This is a genomic window from Actinoplanes sp. NBC_00393 (assembly GCF_036053395.1).
Taxonomy (GTDB): domain Bacteria; phylum Actinomycetota; class Actinomycetes; order Mycobacteriales; family Micromonosporaceae; genus Actinoplanes.
Map to the genome: position 1 here is coordinate 6,324,474 of NZ_CP107942.1, position 24,476 is coordinate 6,348,949.

Below are 24,476 nucleotides of genomic sequence, written 5' to 3' on the forward strand. Positions count from 1 at the left end.
GTCTGCACGTGGGAGGCGGCGCGTCGTCCATGTCGTTGGACAAAATACACTCAATCCCGGTCGACTGGACGGCCGAGGCACCTCGGATCGATCTCGGTGACCTTCCGTGTCGGCGCGATCCACTGGAGTGCCGACGCTTCGACCGGCCATCCGCGGACCGCCACGGCGCTGTCCGGAGGGCGTACCGGCTCCGGGCAGAGGGTCTTGGAGCGGACCTCGCCGTTGGGGACGAAGGTGACTTCGCCGGTCGGTTCCAGCATGGTCGTGGACGTGTCGTCGACCGCGATGAGCTGGCCGCGGATCACCTCGACCGATTCGCCTTCCGCGGCCACCTCGATGGCACTGTTCGGCAGCACGGGCGCGCGCAGGAAGACCACACCCACCACGAACGGCAGAGCGAAGGCCGCGGCTACCGCCGGCCAGTGGGTGGCGATCCGGGCCCAGCGTTCTGGCACCGGGCCGGTGAGAAAAGGACCGATGAGCGGGGGTACGGCTAAAAGCGCCGCCGTGCTGTACTCGCCCGCCTCGACGGCCGCCACCACGCCCGGCCACACGAAGATCCAGATCAGCAGCCCGGTGAGCACCGGCACGCCGATCGTGATCCACCGCATCAGCCACTTCTCGCCCTGGACGCTCTGCACCGCGGTCAGCCCGAGGATCGCCACCACCAGCATCATGAGCAGCGGCAGCATGCGCAGCTGCCAGGTGAACGCGGCGATCCCGGCCGCGATCGCCACGACCCAGCCGGGCATCCGCAGCGCTGCCACCGCCAGGAACGAGGTCGCGGTCCGGTCCGGGACGCTGACCAGCAGGATGCCGCCGAGCACCCGGACCACCAGGATCATCGCCGGGATGGTCCAGCTCAGCGTGATGAACAGTGCGCCGATCATGCCGAGCGGATTGATGTACTGGACCAGCAGCAGCATGGTCGGCAGGTCCTGGCGGCTCAGGTACCAGAGTCGAAGGACGAGGAGCAACAGCGGAAAACCGGGGAGTACGGCGAGCAGCCAGTTGAGTTCCGCCCGGTAACTCTGCCGGGGCAGCACCCGTTCCTTGCTCACGGCGCCGGTGTGGATCTCGCTCATCCCAGCAGAGTCTCCCAAGGCAACTGACGCACGGCGGGCCGCTCGGCGCGGGGCTGTTGAGCGACCGCTATCGGGGTCTCGTCGTTGGCGTCGATCTCCACCTGGAAGTTGTCCAGCCACGCCTCCTCCCACCGTGCGTCCTCGGGATCGGTGTAGGACTGGTAGAGGGTGAGGTCGACGAGCGTCTTCAGCGCCGGGTTCTCCCCGACGTTGACGCCCCACCGCTCGGTCTTCTCCAGGCCCAGGTCCCAGTGGTGGTACTTGTCCGGGAACTTGTACTTGTACCCGGCCAGGATCGCGGCGTCGGTGCTCACCGCGTCGACGGTGCCCTTGTCCAGCTCGGCGAAGCACTCCCGGACCCGGTTCTTGCGGATCACTATGGCGTCCGCCCGGTCCAGCGCCGAACTGCTGGTCGAGGTGGAGAGCGTGCAGACCCGTTGGAAGGCCAGGTCCTCGAGGGCGGAGATCGGCTCGTCCTTCACCGTCACCACCGACTGCTCGGTGTAGAGGTACGGCGTGGAGAACCGGACGCCGGCGGCCTCGCGTTCCGCGGTGACGCTGTAACTGGCTATCACCAGTTGCACCGGCACCCGCTGGCCGGTGGCCGGGTCGGTGGCCTGCATCCGGGCCCGGTCCTCGCTCTCCAGGCCGTAGAAGCGCACGTCGTCGCGGCGGAACCCGAGATCCTCAGCGATCATGTACGCGATGTCGATGTCGAAACCGGACCAGCTCTTCGAGGCGGCGTCGTAGTAGGCCACCCCGTACTGGTCGTCCTTCACACCGACGGCCAGCTCGGTCCACTCGTCCACCCCGGCCTGGGCGCGCAGCTCAGCGACGGACGGCGGCCCGCCCACCAGCACCCGGCCCAGCGTCACCGCGAGGGTGAGCACCAGCAGCGCCCCCAGCCCGGCGAGCCGCCAGGCCTTGTACCGGTACTCCCCGTCGAGGATCGTCCGGTGCTCGATCTCGGAGATGACCTCCTCGATCGCGTCCTGCTCGGCGATGTCGCGGGAGGCGATCTCCTCGACCGTGACCGGCTCGGGTTCCGGCGGGCGGCGGCGCAGCCAGCCGAGTTCACCGTTCCACTGCCGCGGCCAGCGCCGGCTGCGCTCGTCCGTGGGTGGGCGCGACGGGTCCGGCGGTCCCTGCGCGGGCCAGACCACCTCGTCGTCTCCCGTGTCCCTGTCGCCCATCGGCTCCCTCTGTCCGTCGCCTCAGGGAGTCATGGTGCACCAGGTCGTCAGGGAACGGGATCCCCGGTACCGAACGGGACACCCGGGCGGCATCGGGCGATCCGGGCCGCGGCCAGCCGCAGCCCGGTCCGCAGCCCGTGCCGCTCGATCGCGTCCAGCGCGTACGCGCTGCAGGTCGGCGTGTAGCGACAGCGCGTGGGCAGGTGCGGGGAGACCCGGCGGTAGCCCCGGATCGCCCCGGTCACGGCCCGTTCGGCCCGGCCACTTCCGGGGGTACGCGCCAGCATCGCCGTGAACCGGAGCATCATGCTCAGTGAGAAACAGTCGCATCCCGGGATGTCGCAGTCACAGGCCGGTACGTCGCACCAGTCCCGTTTCTTCTTCCGCTTCCGTTTCCGCTTCCAGACGCTCATGGATCACATGATGGCCGACCGCGGAAAGTCAGCGGACCGATACCACCGCAGCCGTCTCCGGCGGCAGCACCAGCCGATCCCGTTCCACGACCACGCCGGGCGCGGTGGCGAGCAGCACCGACCGGGGCAGCGCCCGGATGCTGACCGTCTGCGGTGTCCCGGCCAGGTTCGCCGCGACCACGTGCGAACCGCGGCGGATCACCACGTGCTGGTCGCCGTGCCAGACCTCGACCTCGGCGAGCCACGGGTCGGCCAGGTCCGGAACGCTGCGGCGCAACGCGATCAACTGCCGGTAGAACTCCAACATCGCGGAGTGGTCCGGCTTGGCCAGCTCGGACCAGTCGAGCTTGGACCGCTCGAACGTGGCCGGGTCCTGCGGGTCGGGCACGTCGCCCTCGGCCCAACCGTGCCGGGCGAACTCGCGCCGCCGCCCGTTCTGCACGGCGGAGGCGAGGTCCGGTTCGGGGTGGCTGGTGAAGTACTGCCAGGGGCTGGTCGCCGCCCACTCCTCCCCCATGAACAGCATCGGCGTGAACGGCGAGGTGAGCAGCAGGGTCGCGGCGACCTTGAGCAGACCGGGCGAGAGGGTGGCGGTGAGCCGGTCACCGATCGCCCGGTTGCCGATCTGGTCATGGTTCTGCAGGAAGGCGACGAAGCGGTGCCCGGGCACGCGCTGCCGGTCCACCGGGCGGCCGTGCCGCCGGCCACGGAAGCTGGACCAGGTGCCGGCGTGGAAGAAGGCGCCTTCCAGCACGGTCCGTAGGCAGTCCAGCGACCCGAAGTCCCCGTAGTAGCCCTGCCGCTCGCCGGTGAGGGTGGCGTGCAGGGCGTGGTGGATGTCGTCGTCCCACTGCGCGTGCAGGCCGTATCCCCCGGCCTCGCGCGGGGTGATCAGACGGGGATCGTTGAGGTCGGACTCGGCGATCAGCGAGAGCGGCCGCCGCAGGTGGGTGGAGAGCGACTCGACCTCGACCGCCATCTGCTCCAGCAGGTGCACCGCGCCCTCGTCGTGCAGCGCGTGCACGGCGTCCAGCCGCAGGCCGTCGACGTGGTAGTCGCGCAGCCACATCAGCACGCTGTCGACGATGTAGCGGCGGACGCCCTCGGAATCCGGCCCGTCCAGGTTGAGCGAGCTGCCCCAGGTGTTGCTGCCGGTGCTCAGGTAGGGCGCGAACATCGGCGCATACGCGCCGGAGGGGCCGAAGTGGTTGTAGACCACGTCGAGCACCACGCCGAGGCCCTTGTGGTGGGCGGCGTCGACGAACCGCTTCAGCCCGTCGGGCCCGCCGTACGCCTCGTGCGGGGCGAACCAGCAGACCCCGTCGTAACCCCAGTTGTAGGTGCCGTTGAACGCGTTGACCGGCAGCAGCTCGACCAGGTCGACGCCGAGGTCGACCAGGTGGTCCAGCTTCTCGATCGCGGCGTCGAAGGTGCCCTCCGGCGTGAAGGTGCCGATGTGCAACTCGTACAGCACCGAGCCGGGCAACTGCCGGCCGGTCCAGGCCTGATCGGTCCAGTTGAAAGCGGAGTGGTCGTAGACCCGGCTGGGGCCGTGCACACCCTGCGGCTGCCAGGGCGACCGCGGGTCGGGCAACGGATCGTCCCGGTCCGGAAGGAGGAAACCGTAGTCGGCGCCCGGGTCGGAGGGGACGTCGAGACGCCACCAGCCGTTCGCACCGGACTCCATCTCGTAGTCACGGTCACCCAGACGCAGCTTCACCGGCTTCTCCGGCGCCCATACCTCGAAGATCGTCATTCTTTCACCAGGAGAGCGACGGGATAGGTGTGCAGCAGCTCGGCCACCGACAGACGATTGCCACCGTAGCTGGTATTCGTGAACACTTCCGTCCAACTATGTCCGTCCAGTGACAGCGTGGTGTCGTGCCAGCCGCCGTGGCGTGACAATCCCACCGGCAGCCGGGTGGCGACCGCCACCACGCCGCCGCGGTCGAAGGCGAGCACGTGCTCACCGACCCGCCCGTCGGCGAAGACCGGGCGGTATCCGCTGAACAGTTCCGGCCGTTGCCGGCGCAGGCGCAGCACCCGGCTGGTCACCAGCAACTTCGCCGCCCCGCTCTCGTCCACCGGCGGCAGCCAGCCGTCGTCGAGCCGGCCCAGCAGCTCGCGGCGGGCGGCGAAGTCGACCGGGCGGCGGTTGTCCGGGTCGACCAGCGAGTGGTCCCACAGTTCGGTGCCCTGGTAGACGTCGGGTACGCCGGGCATGGTGAGCTGCACCAGCTTCTGGCCGAGCGAGTTCGACCAGCCGGGCGGGGTGATCGAGGCGGCGAAATCGGACACCTCACGATGCAGGGCCGGGTCGTCGTAGATCTTGTCGACCATCTGCTTCAGCGCCGTCTCGAACGACTCGTCCGGGCGCTGCCACGTCGTACCGCTCCCGGCTTCACGGGCGGCCTTCACCGCGTACGCCTGCAGTCGCTTCCGGGAGATCGGCCACGCGCCCACCGCGACCTGCCAGATCAGATGGGCCAGAGCCGGATCCGGGAGTGGAGCGAACCGGACCCACCGGCGCACCACCTCGGTCCAGTCGCCCGGCACCTCGGAGAGCACCGCGAGCCGGGCCCGCAGGTCCTCGCCGCGTTTGGTGTCGTGGGTGGCCAGCGAGGTCATCGATTCCGGCCAGTCGAGCTGGCGCTCCTCGGCCGTCTCGTGGAACTCGTCCGTGGTGACGCCGAACTTCGCCGGGTCGTTGCCGACCTCGTTGCGGGCGACGAACCGGGTCCAGCGGTAGAACGCGGTGTCCTCCACGCCCTTGGCCATCACCGCACCGGTGAACTGCTGGAACCGGATCGCCAGCTCGTCGCCGGGCAGGCGCAGCCGGGCGGTGAGCTGGTCCAGCGCGCTGATCAGTTGCGGACGGCGGCGCCCGGCCTCGGCGCGGGCCGCGGCCAGATGACGGGAGCCGAACGGCAGGTAGGAGCGGTAGACCGGGAAGCAGGCGGCCAGCTCGGCGAGCGCGCGGGGCGCGTCCTCGATCTCCGGCACCAGCCGGGCCAGGCGGGCGAGTTCGGCGGCGAGCAGCTCGGTCGCCGCCGCGTACTTGCACTCGTGGACCAGGTCCTGCCAGGAGGTGACGCCGCCGGTCAGGTGGTGGTCGAGGGTGTCGAAGAAGGCTTCCGTGCCGGAGTCCACGAAGACGCCGTTGACCTGGGCCATCGCGTCGTAACCGGTGGTGCCGGCGACCGGCCAGGCCGGCAGCCGCTCGCCCGGCTCGAGGATCTTCTCCACCACCAGCCAGGCGTCCGGGGCGGCCTCGCGGAGCCGGGCGAAGTAGCCGCCGGGGTCGCGCAGCCCGTCCGGGTGATCGACCCGGATGCCCTGTGCGATGCCCTCGCGGTACCAGCGCAGGATCTCGGCGTGGGTGGCGTCGAAGACCTCGGGGTCCTCGACCCGCAGACCGGCCAGGTCGACGATCGCGAAGAACCGGCGGTAGTTCAGCTCCTTGTCGCCGCGGGTCCAGTTGACCAGCTCGTAGTGCTGCCGGTCGTGGATCTCCCGCGCGGTGCCCTCGCCGGTTCCGTCGGCGATCGGGAAACGCTTGTCGTAGTAGCGGAGTTCGCCGTCCTCGACCCGCAGCTCGTCCAGGGCGTCCGGGTCGTCGGCGAGCACCGGCAGCAACAGCCGGCCGCGCGACCAGTCGATGTCGAACCAAGCCGATTTCTCTGATTTCTGGCCGTTTTTCAGGACGTCCCACCACGCCGGGTTCGCGTCCGGCACCGCCACCCCGGCGTGGTTCGGGACGATGTCGACCACCAGCCCCAGATCCGCGGCCTGCAGTGCCCGGCTCAGCGAGCGCAGTCCCTCGGACCCGCCCAGCGCCGGGTTCACCTGCGAATGATCCACCACGTCGTAGCCGTGTTCGGACCCTGGCGCCGCGGTGAGCAGCGGCGCGGAGTAGAGGTGGCTCACCCCGAGATCAGCCAGATAATCGGCTATCTCTGCGGTGGCCTGCAGCGGAAACTCGGGACGGATCTGGACTCGATAGGTACTGCTGGGGTGCATCACACCGTCCTGTCCAGCACGATGAGGGACCGGTCCGGCACCCAGATCTTGTGTCCGGCCTCCACGACGGACGGGCGATCCGGGGACGGATCTGCGGTTTCGATGACTCTTTCCCACTTCTCCCCGTATTCAGCGGGAGGCGTGGTGAATTCGAGCGGCGCGTCGTGCGCGTTGAAGAAGAGCAGGAACGAGCTGTCCACGTGGCGCTGGCCGTACTGGCCGCGCTCCCGGATGCCCTCGCCGTTGACGAAGAGCGCGACCGCCCGGCCGAAGTCGTTGCCCCAGTCGTCACCGGCCATCTGCCGGCCGTCCGGGGTGAACCACTCCAGGTCGGGCAGCGGGTCCCCGCCGCCGCGGGCGGTCACCGGCAGCCCGGTGAAGAAGCGGCGGCGCTGGAAGACCTGGTGCCGGTGCCGGAACGCGGTCAGCTTGCGGGCGAAGTCGAGCAGCTGCTCGTCGGCGTTCTCCCAGTCGATCCAGCTGAGCTCGTTGTCCTGGCAGTACGCGTTGTTGTTGCCCTGCTGGGTGCGGCCCATCTCGTCGCCGTGCGAGATCATCGGCACGCCCTGGCTGAGCATCAGCGTGGCCAGGAAGTTGCGCCGTTGCCGGGCCCGCAGCGCCAGCACCTTCTCGTCGGTGGCCGGGCCCTCGATGCCGCAGTTCCAGGACCGGTTGTGGCCCTCGCCGTCCCGGTTCTCCTCGCCGTTCGCCTCGTTGTGCTTGTCGTTGTACGACACCAGGTCGTTGAGCGTGAACCCGTCGTGCGCCGTGACGAAGTTGATCGAGTGGAACGGCTTGCGGCCGTCGTCCTGGTAGAGGTCGGCCGAGCCGGTGATCCGGGACGCGAACTCGGCCAGGGTGGCCGGCTCGCCCCGCCAGAAGTCCCGGACGGTGTCGCGGTACTTGCCGTTCCACTCGGTCCAGTTCGGCGGGAAGTTGCCGACCTGATAGCCGCCGGGGCCGACGTCCCACGGCTCGGCGATCAGCTTGACCTGGCCGACCACCGGGTCCTGCTGGACCACCTCGAAGAACGTGGAGAGCCGGTCCACGTCGTAGAACTCGCGGGCCAGGGTCGAGGCGAGGTCGAAGCGGAAGCCGTCGACGTGCATCTCGGTCACCCAGTAGCGCAGCGAGTCCATGATCAGCTGGAGGCTCTGCGGGCTGCGCACGTTGAGGCTGTTACCCGTACCCGTGTAGTCCATGTAGAACTGCGGTTGATCGTCGACGAGCCGGTAGTAGGTCCGGTTGTCGATGCCCTTCAGGCTGAGTGTCGGCCCCAGATGATTGCCCTCCGCGGTGTGGTTGTAGACCACATCGAGGATGACCTCCATCCCGGCCGCGTGCAGCGCCTTCACCATGCCGCGGAACTCCTGGGTCTGCTGGCCCAGCGAGCCCATCGCCGAATACCCGTGGTACGGCGCGAAGAAGCCCAGCGTGTTGTAACCCCAGTAGTTGCGCAGCCGCAGGTCGTGCAGGCGGTTGTCGTGGACGAACTGGTGCACCGGCATCAGCTCGACCGCGGTCACGCCGAGGCTCTTCAGGTGCTCGATGATCGCCGGGTGCCCGATCGCCGAGTAGGTGCCGCGCATGTCCCGCGGAATCTCCGGGTGCCGCTGGGTGAGGCCCTTCACGTGGGTCTCGTAGATCACCGAGTGGTGGTACGGGATGTCCGGGCGGCGGTCGTTGCCCCAGTCGAAGTACGGGTTCACCACGACGCCCTTGGGCATGTACGGCGCCGAGTCCAGATCCGACATCTGGTCCGGGTTCGCGAAGTCGTAGGCGTACAGCGAGGGGTGCCAGTCGATGTCCGAGTCGACCGCCCGCGCGTATGGGTCGAGCAGCAGCTTGTGCGGGTTGCACCGCAGTCCCCGGTGCGGCTCGTACGGGCCGTAGACGCGGTAGCCGTACCGCTGGCCCGGCTCCACCCCCGGCAGGTACGCGTGCCAGACGAACGCGTCCTGCTCGTGGAGCTGCACCTTCCGCTCGTTGCCGGAGGGGTCGAACAGGCAGAGCTCGACCGCCTCGGCCACCTCGGAGAAGATCGCGAAGTTCGTGCCCGTCCCGTCGTACGTGGCACCCAACGGGTACCGGTGACCAGGCCAGACCTGCATGTCGTGCTCCCACCCCTCGGCCGTCACTGCGATCGCGGCCGGCGGCGACGGTATGCCCATCAGAGGGACCGGCTAACCCTGCGCGGCCGCGTCAGCGGTCATTCTCTCGGACCTGACTGCTGACGTCGGCCCGACTGTCCGGTTAGCCGCTGATATCTCCCCGTCCGGGGGTTTGATGTGTCGCAAATTGAGCATTGAGGCACCGTGCCGCAAACTGATCAGATCACGTTCGGGCCGCAGATTTGCGGCTCAATTCACGAGGACGCCGGTGGAGGCCGGGAATGGCTGGTCACCGACGGCCTCGGCGGATACGCGACGGGAACGGTCAGCGGACTTCGGACTCGCCGCTATCACGCGCTGCTGACCGTCACCGATCAGCATTCGGTGCGTCATGTCGCACTCGCCGCGCTCGATCTGACTGTGACGCTCGCCTCTGGCGCCAAGGTCGCGCTCTTCACCCACGAGTGGGAGTCCGGCGTCCTCGATCCGGCCGGGCACCGCCACCTGGAGACGTTCACTCTCCGCGACGGCCTGCCCCGGTGGCGCTGGCGCATCGGCGACGTGGTGATCGAGCGGGAACTGGCCCTGCGGCACGGACATCCTTCGCTCGCCGTCGTGCACCGGGTGGTGAGCGCGCCCGGGCCGGTCGGTCTTGCGGTCGCCGCGATGTGCACGTGGCGTGACGCGCACGGCGTGCGGCACGCCGACGGTCCGCTCGGCGCCGAGCCGGTCGCCGACGGCGTGGTGGTCGCCGGCGCGTACCGGCTGGCCGGTCCGGGCTGGCAGCCGGCCGGAGTCTGGCACCTGGGCGTGCGCGCCCGTCTCGAGGCCGAACGTGGCCTGCCGGCGACCGAGGACCTCTGGCACGCCGGGACATTCTCCCGCCAGGTCGGCCCGGGCGAGGCGATGGAGATCTCGGCATGGGCCGGTGAGCTGGGCGAACGGCCGCCGGCCGCGGCGGTGGTCATCGCCGAGCAGCGCGAGCGCGCACACCGCCTGGTCACTGCCGCAAAAGCTGAGGGGTACGCGGAAACGCTCGTTCTCGCCGCGGACAAGTTCGTGATCCACGCCCCCGACGGTCCGGACGTGGTCGCCGGCTACCCGTGGTTCGGCAGCTACCTGGGCGACACGATGACCGCGTACGAGGGGCTGTTCCTGGACACCGGCCGCGCCGAGGAGGGCCGGGAGCTGCTGATCGCCCGGACCCGGACGGCTGCCCGGGCCGCGGCCGAGCCGACCGAACCGTGGCAGCGCCACGACTCCCTCGATGCGCCGCTCTGGCTGGTGCACGCGGTCGACCGGCACGTCACGCGTACCGGTGACAGCGACCTGGCCGCCAGACTGGCGATGCCGCTCGGCCGCCTGCTGCGCCGCCGCCTCAGCGGAACCGGCCCGCTCAGCGTGGACCCGGCCGACGAGCTGCTGCGCCTCGAACCGCCGCCCGGCCACGACGCCGGCACCTGGATGAGCGGCTTCACCGAGGACGGCCCGGTCACCCCGCGGATCGGCAAACCCGTGGAGATCAACGCGCTCTGGGTGAACGCGCTCGCCGCGATGTGCGACCTGCTCGCCGAAGCCGGCCGGGACGACACCGAGCCCCGCGCCCGGCACGCCCGCGCCCGCGATGCGTTCCTGGCCCGCTTCCCGGCCCCGGAAGGCTGGCTGTACGACGTGGTCGAAGGGCCGGCCAGCACCTACCCGCTCGGCGCCGGGGCGCACCACGACGACCCGTCGCTGCGGCCGAACCAGCTGCTCGGCTGGTCGCTGCCGCACGCGCCGATGCGGGGACACAGCGACGCCGCGGTCCACACCCTCGCCGAGGCGCTGCTCACCCCGCTGGGCCTGCGCACCCTCGCCCCGAACGAGTACGGCTACCAGGGCCGGCACCGCGGTGGGCGGGACGACCGGGACATGGCGTACCACCAGGGCACCGTCTGGCCGTGGCTGATCGGCCCGTACGCCGACGCCTGCGCCGCCACCGGCCGCCCGGCCGACGGCCTGCTCACCGGCCTGGAAGCACACCTGTCCGAGTGGGGCGTCGGCTCGGTCAGCGAGACCGCGGACGGCGACGCCCCGCACCGCGCCACCGGCTCCCCGTTCTCCGCCCGGGCAGTCGCCGAAGTCCTGCGAGTGAAACGAAGGTACTCGTCATGACCGACCGCACCGACCGGTGCCCAGCCGCACCGACCTGCCGCCTCGCAAGTGAGGGCCCAGCCTGATGCGCATCCTGATGCTGTCGTGGGAGTACCCGCCGCTGCTGGTCGGCGGTCTCGGCCGGCACGTGCACGCGCTCGCCACCACCCTGGTCGCGGCCGGGCACGAGGTCACCGTGGTGACGCGGCACGTGCCGGGCGCGCTGCTCGAGGAATACACCGAAGGGGTACGCGTGATCCGCGCCCCCGACGACCCACCCGGCTTCGACACGTCCGGCGGGAACCTGCTGGCCTGGGCGGTGGCGTTCAACCACACCCTCACCCGGGCCGCCCTGCGCGCCGCCCGCACCGGCCGGTACGACGTCGTCCACGCCCACGACTGGCTCGTCGCCCACGCCGCCATGACCGTGCGCGACCACCTGGACGTGCCGCTGGTCGCCACGATCCACGCCACCGAGTCCGGCCGGCACCAGGGCTGGCTGCCGGACGCGCACAACCGCACCATCGACGACATCGAACGCTGGCTGGCCGGTGAGGCGGTCCGCACCATCGTCTGCTCGGCGTACATGAGGCTCGAGGTGGGCCGGCTGTTCGGGGTGCCGGCCGGGCGCACCGACGTGGTCTTCAACGGGGTCGACGCGCTGCGCTGGCGGGCCCGGCCCCGCGCGGTCGCCGCCGCCCGAGCCCGATACGCCGGGGACGGGCCGCTGGTCAGCTACGCCGGCCGGCTGGTCTACGAGAAGGGCGTGCAGCACCTGCTGGCCGCGGTGCCCATCCTGCGGGAACAGCATCCCGGCCTGCGGGTGGTGATCGCGGGCGACGGCCCGTACCGGGAAGATCTCGAAGCCCTCGCCACGCCCGGCGTGACCTTCGCCGGATTCCTCGGCGGGCACGAACTGACCGCGCTGATGGGCGCCTCGGACTGCTACGTCGTACCCAGCATCTACGAACCGTTCGGCATGGTCGCGCTGGAGGCAGCCGCGGCCGGCACCCCCGTCGCCGTCGCCGACACCGGCGGCCTCGCCGAGATCGTCGACCATGGCGTGACCGGCGTGAAGTTCCCCTCCGGCTCGCCCGCCGCCCTGGCCGCCGCAACCGCTGAGGTGCTCGCCGACCGCGACTACGCCCGGGCCCTCGCCCTCCGCGCGCTCGACCGTGTCCGCGCCGACTTCAACTGGCCGGCAATCGCCGCACAAACCGTCGCGGTCTACGAACGCGCCCGAGCCTGCGACGCCCGCCGCGTCTCCCGCGAAGCCGAACACCTCCTCGCCCGAACCCCGCTGAGGGCTGCTTCGCAGCCCTCAAAACAACCCTCCCCGTCAGCCACCCACACCGGCTGACCCAGCGCCGCCCCCGGCCCCGCCGACCCCGCCGCCCCCGCCGCCCCCGCCGCCCCCGGCCCCGCCGGCCCCGCCGGCCCCGGAAGCAGCCCTCACCGTCAGCCACCCACACCAGCCAACCCAGCGCCGCTTCCTCGAAGCCCTCCGAACAGCCCCACCGTCAGCGCGGCGACTCAGCTCAAACGGCCCTGCAACACCGAACCAGCCACGATCACGTGCCTGACCGCCGGCCGGAAAGGCTCAGCTGGCGCTGAGGCATGGAATGAGCCCGGATAACCTGCCTGACCGCCAGCCGGACACGCCCAGCCGACACTGAGACATGGAATAAGCCCCGGATAACCTGCCTGACCGCCAGCCGGACACGCCCAGCCGACACTGAGGCATGGAATGAGCCCCGGATAACCTGCCTGACCGCCAGCCGGACACGCCCAGCCGACACGGAGACACCGAGGCCCCCGACTACGTGCCTGACCGCCAGCCGGACGCGCTCCTCGCTTTGAGCGCAACCACCCACATAAGCCCGGCACCCGCGCTGAGACCCGGACCCGGCAGCCGCCCGCGCCGAACAGGCAGAGCAGGGCTAGTTCGGCGGGACCCCATGCCCGTACCGAGAATCGCTGTAAATCGCGAGACCGGTATAGGCCGCGGAGAGCAGCGGCACCGCAACCCCGTGCTTGGCCGCCTCCGCGACCATGTCGCCGACAATGGCGTCAGCCTCCACCGGAAGCCCCTGGACAAGATCGCGGTACATGGATGACGTAGTCGGCTCAGTCGTAGAGATCGCGCCCTCCAGCATCGCCAGAGCCTTGGCACGCGGAGCGTGACCAGCCGCCGTAGCCACCGCGACCGCTTCAGCAGCAAGCGCCTGCCCAAAGGCCGCGCCCCCTGGTGCCGCATTGATCGCACCCATCGAAGCCCGCAGCAGAGTGGTAGCCGACCCCAACGTGGCCAGCAGAACCCACTTCTCCCACATCTCCTGAACAATCGCCGTCGACGGCCGCGAATCGAAACCCGCGCCGGTCAGCGCCGCAGTCACCCCCTCGAGACGATCATCCGGACCGCCGTCGAGCGGCCCGTAGGCGATCCGGTGCAACCCGGTCATCTGTATGACGTCCCCAGCGTCGTCCAACGTTGCATGAATCATGCAGACGCCACCCCAGGCCCGCTCCGCACCGAACGCCCCGACCATCGCATCGACGTGCCGCATGCCGTTGAGCAGGGGAATGACCACGCTGCGCGGACCGACCGCCGGAGCCACATCGGCAAGCGCCGACTCCAGCGAGTAACTCTTGACCGCCAGCAGAACCAGGTCGTAGGTGCCGCTCACCGCGGTCGACGGCTGCAGAACGGCCTCACCCTTGATCCGCAGACCACGCTCAGCAAGCAGGGCCGCGCGGGCCGGCCGGACCAGGAAGGTCACGTCCCGCCCGGCCTGCAGCAGCCGCCCGCCGAAGTATCCGCCGGTTGCGCCGGCCCCGACGACCAGGATCCGCATCTCAGCCCAGCTGTTCGTCGTCGTAGCACCAGCGCCAGGTCTCCCCCGGTTCGAAGGAGCGCATCACCGGATGCCCCTCGTCGGCGTGGTGCGCGGACATGTGCCGGCGCGGCGACGAGTCACAGCAGGCGACCAGACCGCAGCCCATGCAGAGGCGCAGGTGCACCCAGTTGTGGAAGCCGGCGGCCACACATTGCGGGCAGCCCTCGGCGTACGTCGTCATCGGCGTCGGGTCGACCGACTCCTTCAGGTGCTGGCAGGTCAATCGTCACTCCGTTGCAGCTGGGACTCTTCCAGGTCGAGCTCGCGCTGTGCGCGGACCAGCACTTCCTCGGGGATTCGCCCCTCGTTCCGGGCGATCTTGAAGACGTGCCGCTCGGCTTTGATCATCTCGCGACGCAACCGACCGTACGCCGCCGACGGTGTTTCCCGCTCCTGGCTGCCGAGCCGTTCCCAGGCGTTGTTGGACCGGCTCTCGACCAGTCCGCGCAGCCGCTCCACCACCGAGGCGGGCGCGCCGTCGGCGTGCTCGTCCAGGGCTTCCAGAGCGGCCCGGCTCGCCGAGTGTTGCACCCCGGCCTCGGCCAGGGCGTCCTCGGCGCTGCTGTCCTCGCGCACCTTCAGGCCGCGGGCCAGCGCGGGCAGCGTGGTGCCCTGCAGCAGCAAGGTCAGCACGATGACCGCGAATGCGACGAAGACGAACAGCTCACGCGGATAGTCGGGCACGCCGTCCACCCCAGGCGGCGGCAGGGTCTGCGCAGCCGCCAGGGTGACCACGCCGCGCATCCCGGCCCAGGCGATGATCGTCGGCACGGTCACCGGCGGCCGGGCCTCGCGGTTGCGGATCCGCGGGATGAGCCGGGCCAGGTAGGTGGCCGGGTACATCCACAGGAACCGCGTCACGATCAGCGCCCCGAAGACCACCGCGGTCACCTGCATCGTGGTGACCCAGTCGGTCTCGATGCTGTTCACCACGCTGCGCAACTGGAGACCGACCAGCAGGAAGACGACGCCTTCCAGCAGGAAGGTGACCAGCCGCCAGACCGCGTCCGTCTGCAGCCGCGAGGAGGCGGAGAGCAGGTAAGGGATGCGGTGTCCCAGGTAGAGGCCGGCGATCACCACGGCTACGACGCTGGACGTGTGCAGCTCCTCGGCGACGATCACCACGATGAACGGGGTGAGCAGCGCCACCGCGTCGTCCAGCAGCGGATCCTCGATCTTGCGGTGCAGCCAGGCCGCGACCACGGCAAAGGCCAGGCCGATCAGCACGCCGCCGCCGGCCTTCAGCGCCACCTCACCGGCGATCTCGGCGAACCCGACCGCGGCGCCGGCCAGCGCACCGGCCGCGACCCGCACCATCACCAGCGCGGTCGCGTCGTTGAGCAGACTCTCGCCCTCCAGGATGGTGACGACCCGGCGCGGCAGCCCGACCCGGCGGGCGATCGCGGTCGCGGAGACCGCGTCCGGTGGCGCGACGATCGCACCCAGCGCGACGCACGCAGCCAGCGGCACAGCAGGCAACAGCAGGTGTACGAGGTACCCGACCACGAACGCCGTCAGCACCACGAGTCCCACCGCGAGCAGCAGGATGGGCCGCAGAGCGAGGCGGAACGCGGGCACCGAGGTCTGCAGCGCCGCCACATACAGCAGCGGGGGCAGAATCCCGATCAGTACGAGCTCCGGCTCGAGGTGCGCCTCCGGAAAGCCCGGCACGTACGACAGTCCCAGACCGGCGACCAACAGCACCAGCGGTGCCACGAAGCCCAGTCGCCGGGCCAGCGCCGCGCCCACGACGGAGATCGCCACCAGGACGACCGTGTCGATAATGCTTTCCATGCCGGGAAGCTTAAAGACTCCCGGATCGATGCATCAGGTGGTGCTCACCACCTGCGAGCGAGCCACAGTACGCGTGGTGATGCCGTCCAGCCCCGCCCGGCTCATGACCGCGTCGACCGAGAAGACGTAGTCCGTCCCCGGCTCCAGCCCGGTGACCGTGGCCGTCACGTCGCCGCACGTGGCCGGGGCCACCTGGGTCCAGCCGACCTCGCTCTGCGCGCCGGACCGCAGGTCCTGGCTGATCGCGGTCACCCGGTAGTCGACGATGTTGCCGCCACCCGGGTGGTACCAGGTCACCACGGCGCTGGTGCTGCCCGGCTCGACGCCCAGGCCGTTGATGCCGCCGATCTTCTGCACCGGCGTGCAGCCGGCACTGGGCCGGCTGGTCGGCGAACTGGTGGCCGGCAGTGTGGGCAGCGTCTCCGACGGGGTCGGCGAGGCGGTGCCGTACTTGACCGTGGGCGAAGGTGTGGCCTTGCCCTCCTCCACGAGGATCCACTCGGGGCCACCGCTCGCCGCCTCCTCGGCCTTCTCGGCCGCGGAGGCACAACCGGCGAGCAGCAGCGGCAGCGCGATGACGGACAGGGCGACGGCCGACCTCTTGCGATATCCCAGCACGTCAGGGAGATCGGACCGCCGCCCGCGTTGCTTAGCCCTTCCGGTACTGGATCCTGGCCCGCCGGGCCAGCTCCTTGGTGGCCGCCGAGTTGACCCAGGTGCCGAGGATCATGCCGGCGCCGGGCACCATCTTGGCGAAGACACGGCGCGCGGCGCGCACGCCGGCCATCTGGGCAAGCCGGACACCCATGGTGATCAGTACGCGCGTCAGCGGCCGACCGCTAGCGCCGGTGAAGAGCCGGCTCGCCCGCTCCCGTCCGGCGGCGACCCCGAGCGCGATCCGCGCGGTCTCGCCGTACTTGTGGACCCGCTGCAGCACCAGCAGCTCGGTGGCCCGTTCCGGGGCGGTCGGGTCGACGCCGTACGCCGCGGCGACGTGCAGGACCATCCGCGCCTGGGTCCAGGCCAGGATGCCGACGTCGAGCACCGCGCCGGGCAGGCCGGCCGCGCCGGAGACCGCACCGGAGACCCGGGCCAGCGTGGTGAAGTGCTTCACGGCCAGGACGGCCAGTTCGTCGGGGCTCAGCCCGGGTCGTTCGGCGCGCGTCCGCTCGGCCCAGCGGGCGGCTTCCGGGCCGAGGCGGCGGACCGCTTCCAGGGCCAGGTGCTCGGGGGCGTACTGCGGGTCGGACTTCATCCGGGACCAGAGGGTGCCGGGTGGGGTGGTGGTCTCGATGGCGATGGGTGTGGTGGTGGGCTGCGTCACAGACTCACTCCGAGGGGGGCGAAGAAGCCGATCTGCACCTCATTGTGGCGGGTGCGCGCACATAGGTGATCATCGCGGTTGGTGGAATGAACGTCGCGGGTTCACTGTTGGCACAAGAACCCGCTCTGCTCTCAAGGAGGTCCGCAGCGTGCTTGATCCACACGGGCTCTACGAGGTGTCCGGTGATCTGCCGGACCTGGACGGCCCGGTGCTCATCCAGGCGCTCACCGGTTTCGTGGACGCGGGCAGCGCGATCCAGCTCGCCCGGGAACACCTGCTGGAGCATCTGGAGAGCGAGGTCATCGCCACCTTCGACCTGGATCAGCTCCTGGACTACCGGTCCCGCCGCCCTCCGATGATCTTCGTGGCCGACCATTTCGAGAGCTACGAGGACCCTCGGCTGGCCCTGCACCTGGTGCGTGACCAACTCGGCAACCAGTTCCTGCTGCTCGCCGGCCCGGAGCCGGATCTGCAGTGGGAACGGTTCATCGCCGCGATCACCGCACTGATCGACCAGCTCGGCGTACGGGTCACTGTCGGCCTCAACGCCATCCCGATGGCCGTGCCGCACACCCGCCCGGTCGGGGTCACCGCGCACGCCACCGACAAGCGGCTCCTCGGTGATCACGAGTCGTGGCTGCAGCGCGTGCAGGTGCCGGCCAGCGTCGGCAACCTCCTCGAGTTCCGGCTCGGGCAGTCCGGCCACGACGCCCTCGGGTACGCGGCTCACGTACCCCACTATCTCGCCCAGACCGGCTACCCGGCCGCCGCCGAACTGCTGCTCGACTCGGTCTCCGCGAGCACCGGCCTGGCCCTGCCGACCGGCGGGCTGCGGGAGGCCGCCGCGCTGGTCCGCGAGGAGGTCGACAAGCAGATCGCCGACGACGAGCAGGCCGGGCGCCTGGTCACCTCGCTGGAGGCGCAGTACGACGCGTTCCTGCGCGGGCGCCAGGGCAACCTGCTGGCCGAGACGGACGGGCCGCTGCCCACCGCTGAGGAGCTCGGCGCCGAGCTCGAGCGCTTCCTCGCCGAGCAGAGCAGGGACGAGTAGAAGCTCTCAGCGCTTGATCGGTAACCAGTCGAGCACGGCCGGGAGCTGCTCGTCCCAGTAGTCCCAGGCGTGCCCGCCCGGTCCGAACTCCGCGTCCAGCTCGACGCCGGCCGTCGCGCACGCCTGCACGAAACGGCGGTTCTGCGCCAGCAGGTGATCCTCGGTGCCGCAGCGCAACCTCAGCTGCGGCGCCGAGGCACGGTCCGCCACGCGGACCAGATGCATCAGATCCTCGTCGCCGCCGGCCACGTGCCGGTCCGCGAAGACCCGCGCAACCAGGGCACGCATGTGCGGTCGCAGGTCGTGTTCCTGGATGTACGCGAGATCGAGCGCCCCGGACAACGTAGCGGCGGCGGCGAACCGCTCCGGCTCCCGCAGCGCCCACTTGATCGCGCCGTAGCCGCCCATCGACAGTCCCGCGACGAAGGTGTCCTCGCGCCGCGCCGACACCCGGAAGAGCCGGCCGACCGTCTCCGGCAGCTCCGCGGAGAGAAAGTCCCAGAACCGCATCCCGTACGCCTCGTTGGCGTAGAAGCTGCGGTGCACCTGCGGCATCACGACCGCCAGCCCGCGCTCGGCCGCGTATCGCTCCACCGACGTGTACCTGGTCCACGCCGTGTGGTCGTCGGTCAGCCCGTGCAGGAGGTAGAGCACCGGTGGCGGTTCGCTCACGCCGTCGGGCAGCAGCACCGTCATGGAGGTGCTCAGCTCGAGTGCCTTGGAGTTGAAGTCGCAGCGGATCAAGGCCATTCCGACAGTCTCCGCCATCGACGGCCGCCGCCTTCGTCCAGTTGGGAATGTCGTACCTGTCGATTAGAATGTATGTACGAAAGAGGGGCCCTGAGCTGCGGATCTTCAGGCGCTTCCGAGCGCAGCTGTGTCCGCGGCGCGAGTGAGGAGACCGACGTGACCACGTCCACCCTGTCCACGATCTCGACCACCCCCGTGCCCGTGATCCCGCCGTATGCGACGATGCTCGGCTTCACCCGGTACGTGTCTCGCACCGGCCCCGCCAAGGCCACCTTCGTCGGCGGCCTGCGCCGCCAGCGGGAGCGCCGCAGCGGCTTCAACCCGCACGGCCAGCTGGTGAAGGCGCTGAAGGCCGACATCGCGTTCCGCACCGGCGGCAGCTACCTCGCCGGCGTGACCAACCTGGTGAAGGAGCGGTGGAAGCCGCTGTACGAAACGCTTCGCACCGGCGCCGGCACCTACCTGTCCTCACTCGGCGACCCGGAGCAGGTCAGCCTCGCCCAGACCCGCGACGCCATCGCCACCGTCGGCCCGCTGGCCGTGAAGATCAACCCCCACTTCGGCCTGCGCTACGAGGACGGCCGCCGCGAAGCCGTCCGCCTGCACTTCGACGAGGACCCGCCTAGCGCCGAGGCCACCACCGCGATGCTGCACCTGATGGCCCGCCACATGGACCAGATCCTCCCCAACGCCGAGCCCGTCCTCGTCGACCTGCGCCGCGGCGTCACCCACCGCATCGACCCAGCCGCCCGCCCCGCCGACATCGAAAGCTGGCTCTCCGGCGAGGCCGCCGCCTTCACCGCGATGTGGGCCGCCACCGCCACCCCAGCCGCCTGACCACCCACCGCCGGCCGCCCTCCCGGCCTAGCCCTCACCACTGACCCCACACCCGTCGAGCCGGAGCCGATCGCCCCACAGCGATCGGCCCGCTCGACCGGCGATCAGCCAACCTTGCGCTGACCCGCCGATCTCGCGGCAATCGGCCAGCTACACGGTGATCGCCGACTGAGCAATGATCGCCCGCCTGCGCGGCGATCGGCCAGTTGCCCGATTGTCAGCTGGGCTTGCAGCGATCGGCCGGCTGCACGGTGATCGCCCAGCTGCGCGTTGATCGGCTGGGTGTGCGGTGATCGCCCAGCTGCGCGTTGATCGGCTGTGTGTGCGGTGATCGCCCAGCTGCGCGTTGATCGGCTGTGTGTGCGGTGATCGCCCAGCTGCGCGTTGATCGGCTGTGTGTGCGGTGATCGCCCAGCTGCGCGTTGATCGGCTGGGTGTGCGGTGATCGGTCGGCTGGGTGCGCGGTGATCGCCCCGCTGCACGGTGATCGGCTTCTGTAGCGCCACGCAGGTCAGTCCATCCGGACCTGGCCACGCGCCCGCCGGCGATGCCCAACGGCGATCCTGACGCGTGACAACGGCTTACGACTCTGACCACCTTCCGGCTCCAGGGATCCTCCCCGCCCGGGCCCACGTGCGTTCCCCGACGTGATTCCACGTCGGGGAACGCCGTGTCTCAGGCCCGTTGCGTCTAGGCTTGCTCCCCGGCCGCCAGCCCTTCCCGTGCCGCGATCTTGCACGGTTGCCCCTCCCATCCCCAGGGCTGCTTCCGCTGTCGCGCGACCACCCACGCCGGCTTGACCAACCTCGCAACGTTGAACAACAGCCGACCCGCACCAGCTGACGGCCAACGCACCTTCAATCCGAAGAACACGACGCTGAGCGACAGCCGGACGACCCGGCTGACAGCCAGGGCACCCTCAACCCTGAAATCACAACGCTGAACGGCAGCCGGACCAACCGGCTGACCAACAGCGCACCCTCAACCCGGAAATCACGACACTGAGCGACAGCCGGACCAGCCCAGCTGACCGACAACGCACCCTCAACCCGAAACACGACGGTGCGGGAGTCCGTGATTACGGCGAGCGGATTAGTTCAGGCCAGTCCCTGGCCAGCCTCGGCCGCTCTGACTCACTTGGTTCGGGAGCCGTGCTCGGCCCTTCGCCTCGGCTTAACTCGGCTCAGCTCGGCTCGGCTCTGGACCGGCCCCAGCTCAGCTCCACCCCGTTCGGCGCGGTCCGGCTCGGCCCCGTTCCGCTCGATTCGGCTCGGCCCCGTTCGGCCCGGTCCGGCTCGGCCACGTTCCGCTCGGTCCGACTCAGTCACGTTCGGCTCGGTCACGTTCGGCTCGGTCACGTTCGGCTCGGCTGCTCAGCGTGGCCGCGATCGAGGCCGACCCGGTCGAGGCGGCCCAGATCAGGGCGATCTCTTCGTGGTGGTGCAGCTCGGGGCAAGTCCGATCGGGTCGGGTTGGGGGTGGCGGGGGTGTGTCGGTTGGGCTCGTTCGGGGGTGGGGTTGCGTGGGCCACAGTTCGGGATTTGTGGGGGTGGTCTTGAAGGCTTGGTCGCTAATCTGCTGCGGTGAGTCCGTTCCCTGGCGTACTGCCGCCGCCGCGCTCCTGAGCGGAGCGCGCTTTTGTGCCGGTCGGGCATTGCTCGGGCGGTGAGTATGGGCTGCGCTCCGCGGCCGGTCTGAAACGACTCACTTCTTCGGAGCGCGCGTGTCCATTTTCTTTGTGTCGACTGTCTCGGCTGGAAAAAGGCTGAGCCTTCTGCAACTTTCTGCAGCCGGGGTGCTGTGGGGTACCACCGGTGTCGTCGTCCAGGTTGTTGCTGGGCGTACCGGGCTGGGTGCCCTTGCCATTGGTTTTTATCGGCTTGCTATTGCGGCTGTGGTTCTTCTCGTTATCGGTATTCCGCATCGGCGGCGGATTGTGGCCGCGTTTCGGGCGGCGCCGGTAGCTACGGCGGCGGCCGGCGTTGGGCTGGCCACCTATCAGGCGTTGTACTTCGTCGCGGTTCGGCTGGGCGGGGTCAGCGTGGCGACTGTGGTGAGCCTCGGCCTCGCGCCGGTGCTGTTGAGTGCTTGGGAAACGGTGCGTACCCGGCAGCGGCCTGGGGCCGCGACTCTCGGGGCATCGGTCGCGGCGATCGTCGGCCTTGTTCTGATCGCCGGGGCGACGGTCGAACTGGGTTCGGCTACCGCCGGGCTGGGCCTGGTCGCGGCTGTTGCGTCCGGCATCGTCTACGCCGCGTCGGCTGCGGTTGGCAGGCACACTGCTCAGGGCGTACCCCCGTTGGTTTTGACGACGCTGTCGTGCGTGATCGGTGCGATTGTGCTGGCGCCGATTGCAGTGGTGGAAGGCCTCGCCTTCTCGCCGGAGGCGGCGCCGGTTGCGCTGTTGATCTATGCGGGGGCGATCACCACGGCGTTGGCCTATGCGCTGTTCTATTCGGGTTTGCGGCGTACCTCGGGCAGCGTTGCTGTTGTGGTCACTCTGCTGGAACCGCTCGTTGCGGCGCTGCTGGCCGTGGTGTTGATCGGCGAGCCGCTCGCGGGGACGACGATCGTTGGTGGGTTGCTGCTGCTCGGGGCTGTGGCTTCGCTCTATCTGAGTGCTGATGAAGGGCGCATTTCGGGCTAGCGAGTGGGTCATATTCGCAATGCCGGCTGCGGCTGCAGGCGGGGCAGCCGCAGCCTGATTTCGCGTCGGAGGGCAATGCGGCTGAGGCCCTGTTGTGGGCTTTGATCATCCGGCTGTGCGCCGGCGCTGCGTCAACGCCCGTCAGGCAGCGCCGGCGCACGAGTGAGGCCGGCGCTGCCTCGTCGGTAGATCCGCGGCGTCTGGGGGCCGAGCTCGTTGGTATCGGTGGGGGAAGTTCTTAGGTGCAAGCCGGTTGCGACGATTTCTCCTGGTGGAAGGCGACGGCAGGACCTCGGGGGGCGTTCGGCCATGAAGAAGATCGCGGGATTGGTGACGCTGGCGGCGGCGCTGGGTGGTGGTGCGTTCCTGCAGCCGGCAGTAGCGCAAGCGGCCACGGTCGAAGCGCAAGCAGCCACGGTCGAAGCGCGAGCAGCCTCGGTTGAGCTGCCGAGCCTGGTGGCGTACGTGCGTGGCGGCGACGTCCACGTCAGCAAGGGCGCCGGCGAGAAGCGGCTGACCACCGGCGGCGGGCACGCCCGTCCGCGCTGGTCGCCGGACGGGCGGCAGATCGCCTTCCTCAAGAGCGGCCAGCTCTGGATCATGAAGGCGGACGGCACCGGTCAGCGACGGCTCAGCACCCGGCCGGCCGGCGGTCCGTCCTGGTCGCCGGACGGGAAGTGGATCGCGTTCGGTTCGCTGTCCTGCACCGGCGGGCCGGGCGTGTACCGGATCGCGGCAACCGGAAAGGGCAAGGTCGAGGTGCTGTTTCCGCGAGAGTGCCGGCGCGCGGCGATGCCGGCCGAGAAGGCGATGCCGGCCGAGAAGGCGATGCCGGCCGAAAAGGCAATGCCGGCCGAGAAGGTGGCGGGGGCCCGGACCGCTTCCGCACAGTTGACGGAACGGCTGCGTACGGACGACGCCGTGGCCTGGTCACCGGACGGGACGCGGGTGGCGTTCCGTGGGGGTGACTGCGAGTCCGTTTATGACGCCTGCCTGAGCATCGGGACGATCACGTCGGGCGCGGAGAAGACGGTTGCCGCGTACGGGGGTGGCGGCGTCCAGAACAGCGGTTTCGCGGTGATCCCGAGCTGGCGGGCGGACGGGGCGAAGTTGGCGTTCACCGCGTACCAGGAGGGTGAGACGGCGGCCGAGAACCTGCCGGTGCACCTGGTGGAGTACGACACGGTGACCGGGGCCAAGCGCACGGTGGGCACCTCTCTGGACCGTGAACTCGACTACCTGGACGCCTCCCGCGCCGTCGTGACCAGCCAGAACGCGGGCGGCTCGTGGGTGACCGTGGTCGGCCTGGCGAACGGGGTCCGGGTCCCGTTCCGGTCCGGTTCGCAGCCGAGCGTGCAGCCCGCCGTATCGTAGGGCCGCGATGAGTGAGACTTCCGCGGCACGCCCGATCCGTACCTTCCATCCGCGACGCGGGCGGATGAGCGCCCGTCACTTCGACGCGCACGAGGCGCTCTGGCCACGGTTCGGCCTGATGATCACTGATGGTGACCGGAGTCCACTGGATCTCACCGAGTTGTTCGGGCGCGCGGCTCCGGTCGTACTGGAAATCGGTTTCGGAATGGGGGACGCAACGGCCTCGATGGCCGCTGCCGAGCCGGACCGCGACTTCCTCGGCGTCGAAGTGCACACGCCGGGCATCGGCAACCTGCTCGCGCTCGCCGGCGAACAAAGCCTGACGAATGTGCGCGTAGCGCACGGAGACGCCCTCCAGCTCGTGCATCGGATCGCGCCGGGAGCGCTGGACGCGGTGCACGTGTTCTTCCCGGACCCGTGGCCGAAGGCCCGGCATCACAAGCGCCGCCTGATCCAGCCGGCGAACGTGGCCCTGCTCCGCGACCGTCTGCGCCCGGGCGGCGTGCTGCATTGCGCCACCGACTGGCCGCACTACGCGGACGCGATGGCGGAGACGCTCGACGCTGATCCGCACCTGCGCCGCCTGCCGGCGACCCCGCACGCCCGGCCGGAGACCAAGTTCGAGCGGCGCGGCACGGCAGCAGGCCGGCCGATCAAAGATCTGCGCTACGCGCGAGTTTGAGCGGGGTACGCCTACGCGCTCTGCCCAGCGCGGTTCCCGCGGCCGCCAGCCGGGCACGCCGGCAGCGGCCGGCACGGCCCGACGTGGCCGGCGGCCGGGTTCGCTGCCAGCCGCCGGCCCAGCTTGAGGCGGTCGGCGGCTGGGGTGCGTTTGTTGCTGGCGGCT

Annotated in this window: 19 protein-coding genes; 7 read left to right on the forward strand and 12 right to left on the reverse strand. The window is 70.1% G+C overall.

Annotated features, from left to right (window positions below):
• Positions 1 to 50 precede the first annotated feature (50 nt).
• Genes OHA21_RS29450 through glgX form a run of 6 tightly spaced genes read right to left on the reverse strand, consistent with a single transcriptional unit; the run spans position 51 to position 8,822 of the window.
• Positions 51 to 1,085: a hypothetical protein gene (locus tag OHA21_RS29450; RefSeq protein ID WP_328460305.1), complete on the reverse strand. Its 1,035-nt coding sequence runs from the start codon at positions 1,083 to 1,085 to the stop codon at positions 51 to 53.
• Positions 1,082 to 2,278: a transporter substrate-binding domain-containing protein gene (locus tag OHA21_RS29455; protein ID WP_328460307.1), complete on the reverse strand. Its 1,197-nt coding sequence runs from the start codon at positions 2,276 to 2,278 to the stop codon at positions 1,082 to 1,084. Before OHA21_RS29455 ends, OHA21_RS29450 begins: the two co-directional genes overlap by 4 nt.
• A gap of 47 nt (positions 2,279 to 2,325) precedes the next feature.
• Positions 2,326 to 2,691 (reverse strand): membrane protein insertion efficiency factor YidD, encoded by a 366-nt coding sequence (gene yidD, locus OHA21_RS29460; RefSeq protein WP_328460309.1) that lies wholly within the window; start codon positions 2,689 to 2,691, stop codon positions 2,326 to 2,328.
• A gap of 28 nt (positions 2,692 to 2,719) precedes the next feature.
• A complete protein-coding gene (gene treZ / locus OHA21_RS29465) occupies positions 2,720 to 4,447 on the reverse strand; it encodes a malto-oligosyltrehalose trehalohydrolase (RefSeq protein WP_328460311.1) in 1,728 nt (575 codons plus the stop codon).
• Positions 4,444 to 6,711 carry a malto-oligosyltrehalose synthase gene (treY, locus tag OHA21_RS29470; RefSeq protein WP_328460313.1) on the reverse strand — a complete coding sequence of 756 codons (2,268 nt, stop codon included), beginning with the start codon at positions 6,709 to 6,711 and terminating at the stop codon, positions 4,444 to 4,446. Before treY ends, treZ begins: the two co-directional genes overlap by 4 nt.
• Positions 6,711 to 8,822 carry a glycogen debranching protein GlgX gene (gene glgX, locus OHA21_RS29475; protein WP_328478605.1) on the reverse strand — a complete coding sequence of 704 codons (2,112 nt, stop codon included), beginning with the start codon at positions 8,820 to 8,822 and terminating at the stop codon, positions 6,711 to 6,713. Before glgX ends, treY begins: the two co-directional genes overlap by 1 nt.
• A gap of 204 nt (positions 8,823 to 9,026) precedes the next feature.
• On the opposite strand from glgX, the gene OHA21_RS29480 reads away from it, so the two are divergent.
• Together OHA21_RS29480 and OHA21_RS29485 are read left to right on the forward strand one after the other, a co-directional pair.
• Positions 9,027 to 10,976, forward strand: coding sequence for an amylo-alpha-1,6-glucosidase (locus OHA21_RS29480; protein ID WP_328460315.1), 1,950 nt, complete (start codon positions 9,027 to 9,029; stop codon positions 10,974 to 10,976).
• Between the two features lie 64 nt (positions 10,977 to 11,040).
• Positions 11,041 to 12,315 (forward strand): glycosyltransferase family 4 protein, encoded by a 1,275-nt coding sequence (locus OHA21_RS29485; protein WP_328460317.1) that lies wholly within the window; start codon positions 11,041 to 11,043, stop codon positions 12,313 to 12,315.
• A 580-nt stretch (positions 12,316 to 12,895) separates the two neighbouring features.
• Here the strand turns inward: OHA21_RS29485 and OHA21_RS29490 are convergent.
• From OHA21_RS29490 to OHA21_RS29510, 5 genes are read right to left on the reverse strand one after another with little or no spacing between them, the layout of a single operon-like run.
• Complete coding sequence (locus OHA21_RS29490) at positions 12,896 to 13,810, reverse strand: ketopantoate reductase family protein (protein WP_328460319.1); 915 nt, start codon at positions 13,808 to 13,810, stop codon at positions 12,896 to 12,898.
• 1 nt (position 13,811) lies between these two features.
• A complete protein-coding gene (locus OHA21_RS29495) occupies positions 13,812 to 14,075 on the reverse strand; it encodes a UBP-type zinc finger domain-containing protein (RefSeq protein WP_328460321.1) in 264 nt (87 codons plus the stop codon).
• Positions 14,072 to 15,646: a Na+/H+ antiporter gene (locus OHA21_RS29500; RefSeq protein WP_328460323.1), complete on the reverse strand. Its 1,575-nt coding sequence runs from the start codon at positions 15,644 to 15,646 to the stop codon at positions 14,072 to 14,074. The genes OHA21_RS29495 and OHA21_RS29500 overlap by 4 nt, the downstream gene beginning before the upstream one ends.
• A 33-nt stretch (positions 15,647 to 15,679) precedes the next feature.
• Entirely contained in the window at positions 15,680 to 16,264 is a 585-nt protein-coding gene (locus tag OHA21_RS29505; protein WP_328460325.1) for a fibronectin type III domain-containing protein, read from the reverse strand.
• Positions 16,265 to 16,295: 31 nt separating this feature from the next.
• A complete protein-coding gene (locus OHA21_RS29510) occupies positions 16,296 to 16,970 on the reverse strand; it encodes an EcsC family protein (RefSeq protein ID WP_328460327.1) in 675 nt (224 codons plus the stop codon).
• 148 nt (positions 16,971 to 17,118) lie between these two features.
• Here OHA21_RS29510 and OHA21_RS29515 point away from each other — a divergent pair, with 148 nt between their 5' ends.
• The gene (locus OHA21_RS29515) at positions 17,119 to 18,021 is read left to right on the forward strand and encodes a proteasome assembly chaperone family protein (protein ID WP_328460329.1); all 903 of its coding nucleotides are present in this window, start codon (positions 17,119 to 17,121) and stop codon (positions 18,019 to 18,021) included.
• A 6-nt stretch (positions 18,022 to 18,027) separates the two neighbouring features.
• Here the strand turns inward: OHA21_RS29515 and OHA21_RS29520 are convergent, their stop codons facing one another.
• Positions 18,028 to 18,771: an alpha/beta hydrolase gene (locus tag OHA21_RS29520; protein WP_328460331.1), complete on the reverse strand. Its 744-nt coding sequence runs from the start codon at positions 18,769 to 18,771 to the stop codon at positions 18,028 to 18,030.
• Positions 18,772 to 18,993: 222 nt separating this feature from the next.
• Here OHA21_RS29520 and OHA21_RS29525 point away from each other — a divergent pair, with 222 nt between their 5' ends.
• The 4 genes from OHA21_RS29525 (at position 18,994) to trmB (ending at position 24,311) form a co-directional block, all read left to right on the forward strand.
• Positions 18,994 to 19,608, forward strand: coding sequence for a hypothetical protein (locus OHA21_RS29525; RefSeq protein WP_328478607.1), 615 nt, complete (start codon positions 18,994 to 18,996; stop codon positions 19,606 to 19,608).
• A 1,723-nt stretch (positions 19,609 to 21,331) separates the two neighbouring features.
• Positions 21,332 to 22,255: a DMT family transporter gene (locus OHA21_RS29530; protein ID WP_328460333.1), complete on the forward strand. Its 924-nt coding sequence runs from the start codon at positions 21,332 to 21,334 to the stop codon at positions 22,253 to 22,255.
• Between the two features lie 309 nt (positions 22,256 to 22,564).
• Positions 22,565 to 23,629 (forward strand): TolB family protein, encoded by a 1,065-nt coding sequence (locus OHA21_RS29535; protein WP_328460335.1) that lies wholly within the window; start codon positions 22,565 to 22,567, stop codon positions 23,627 to 23,629.
• Between the two features lie 7 nt (positions 23,630 to 23,636).
• Positions 23,637 to 24,311 (forward strand): tRNA (guanosine(46)-N7)-methyltransferase TrmB, encoded by a 675-nt coding sequence (gene trmB / locus OHA21_RS29540; RefSeq protein ID WP_328460337.1) that lies wholly within the window; start codon positions 23,637 to 23,639, stop codon positions 24,309 to 24,311.
• Positions 24,312 to 24,476: the final 165 nt, after the last annotated feature.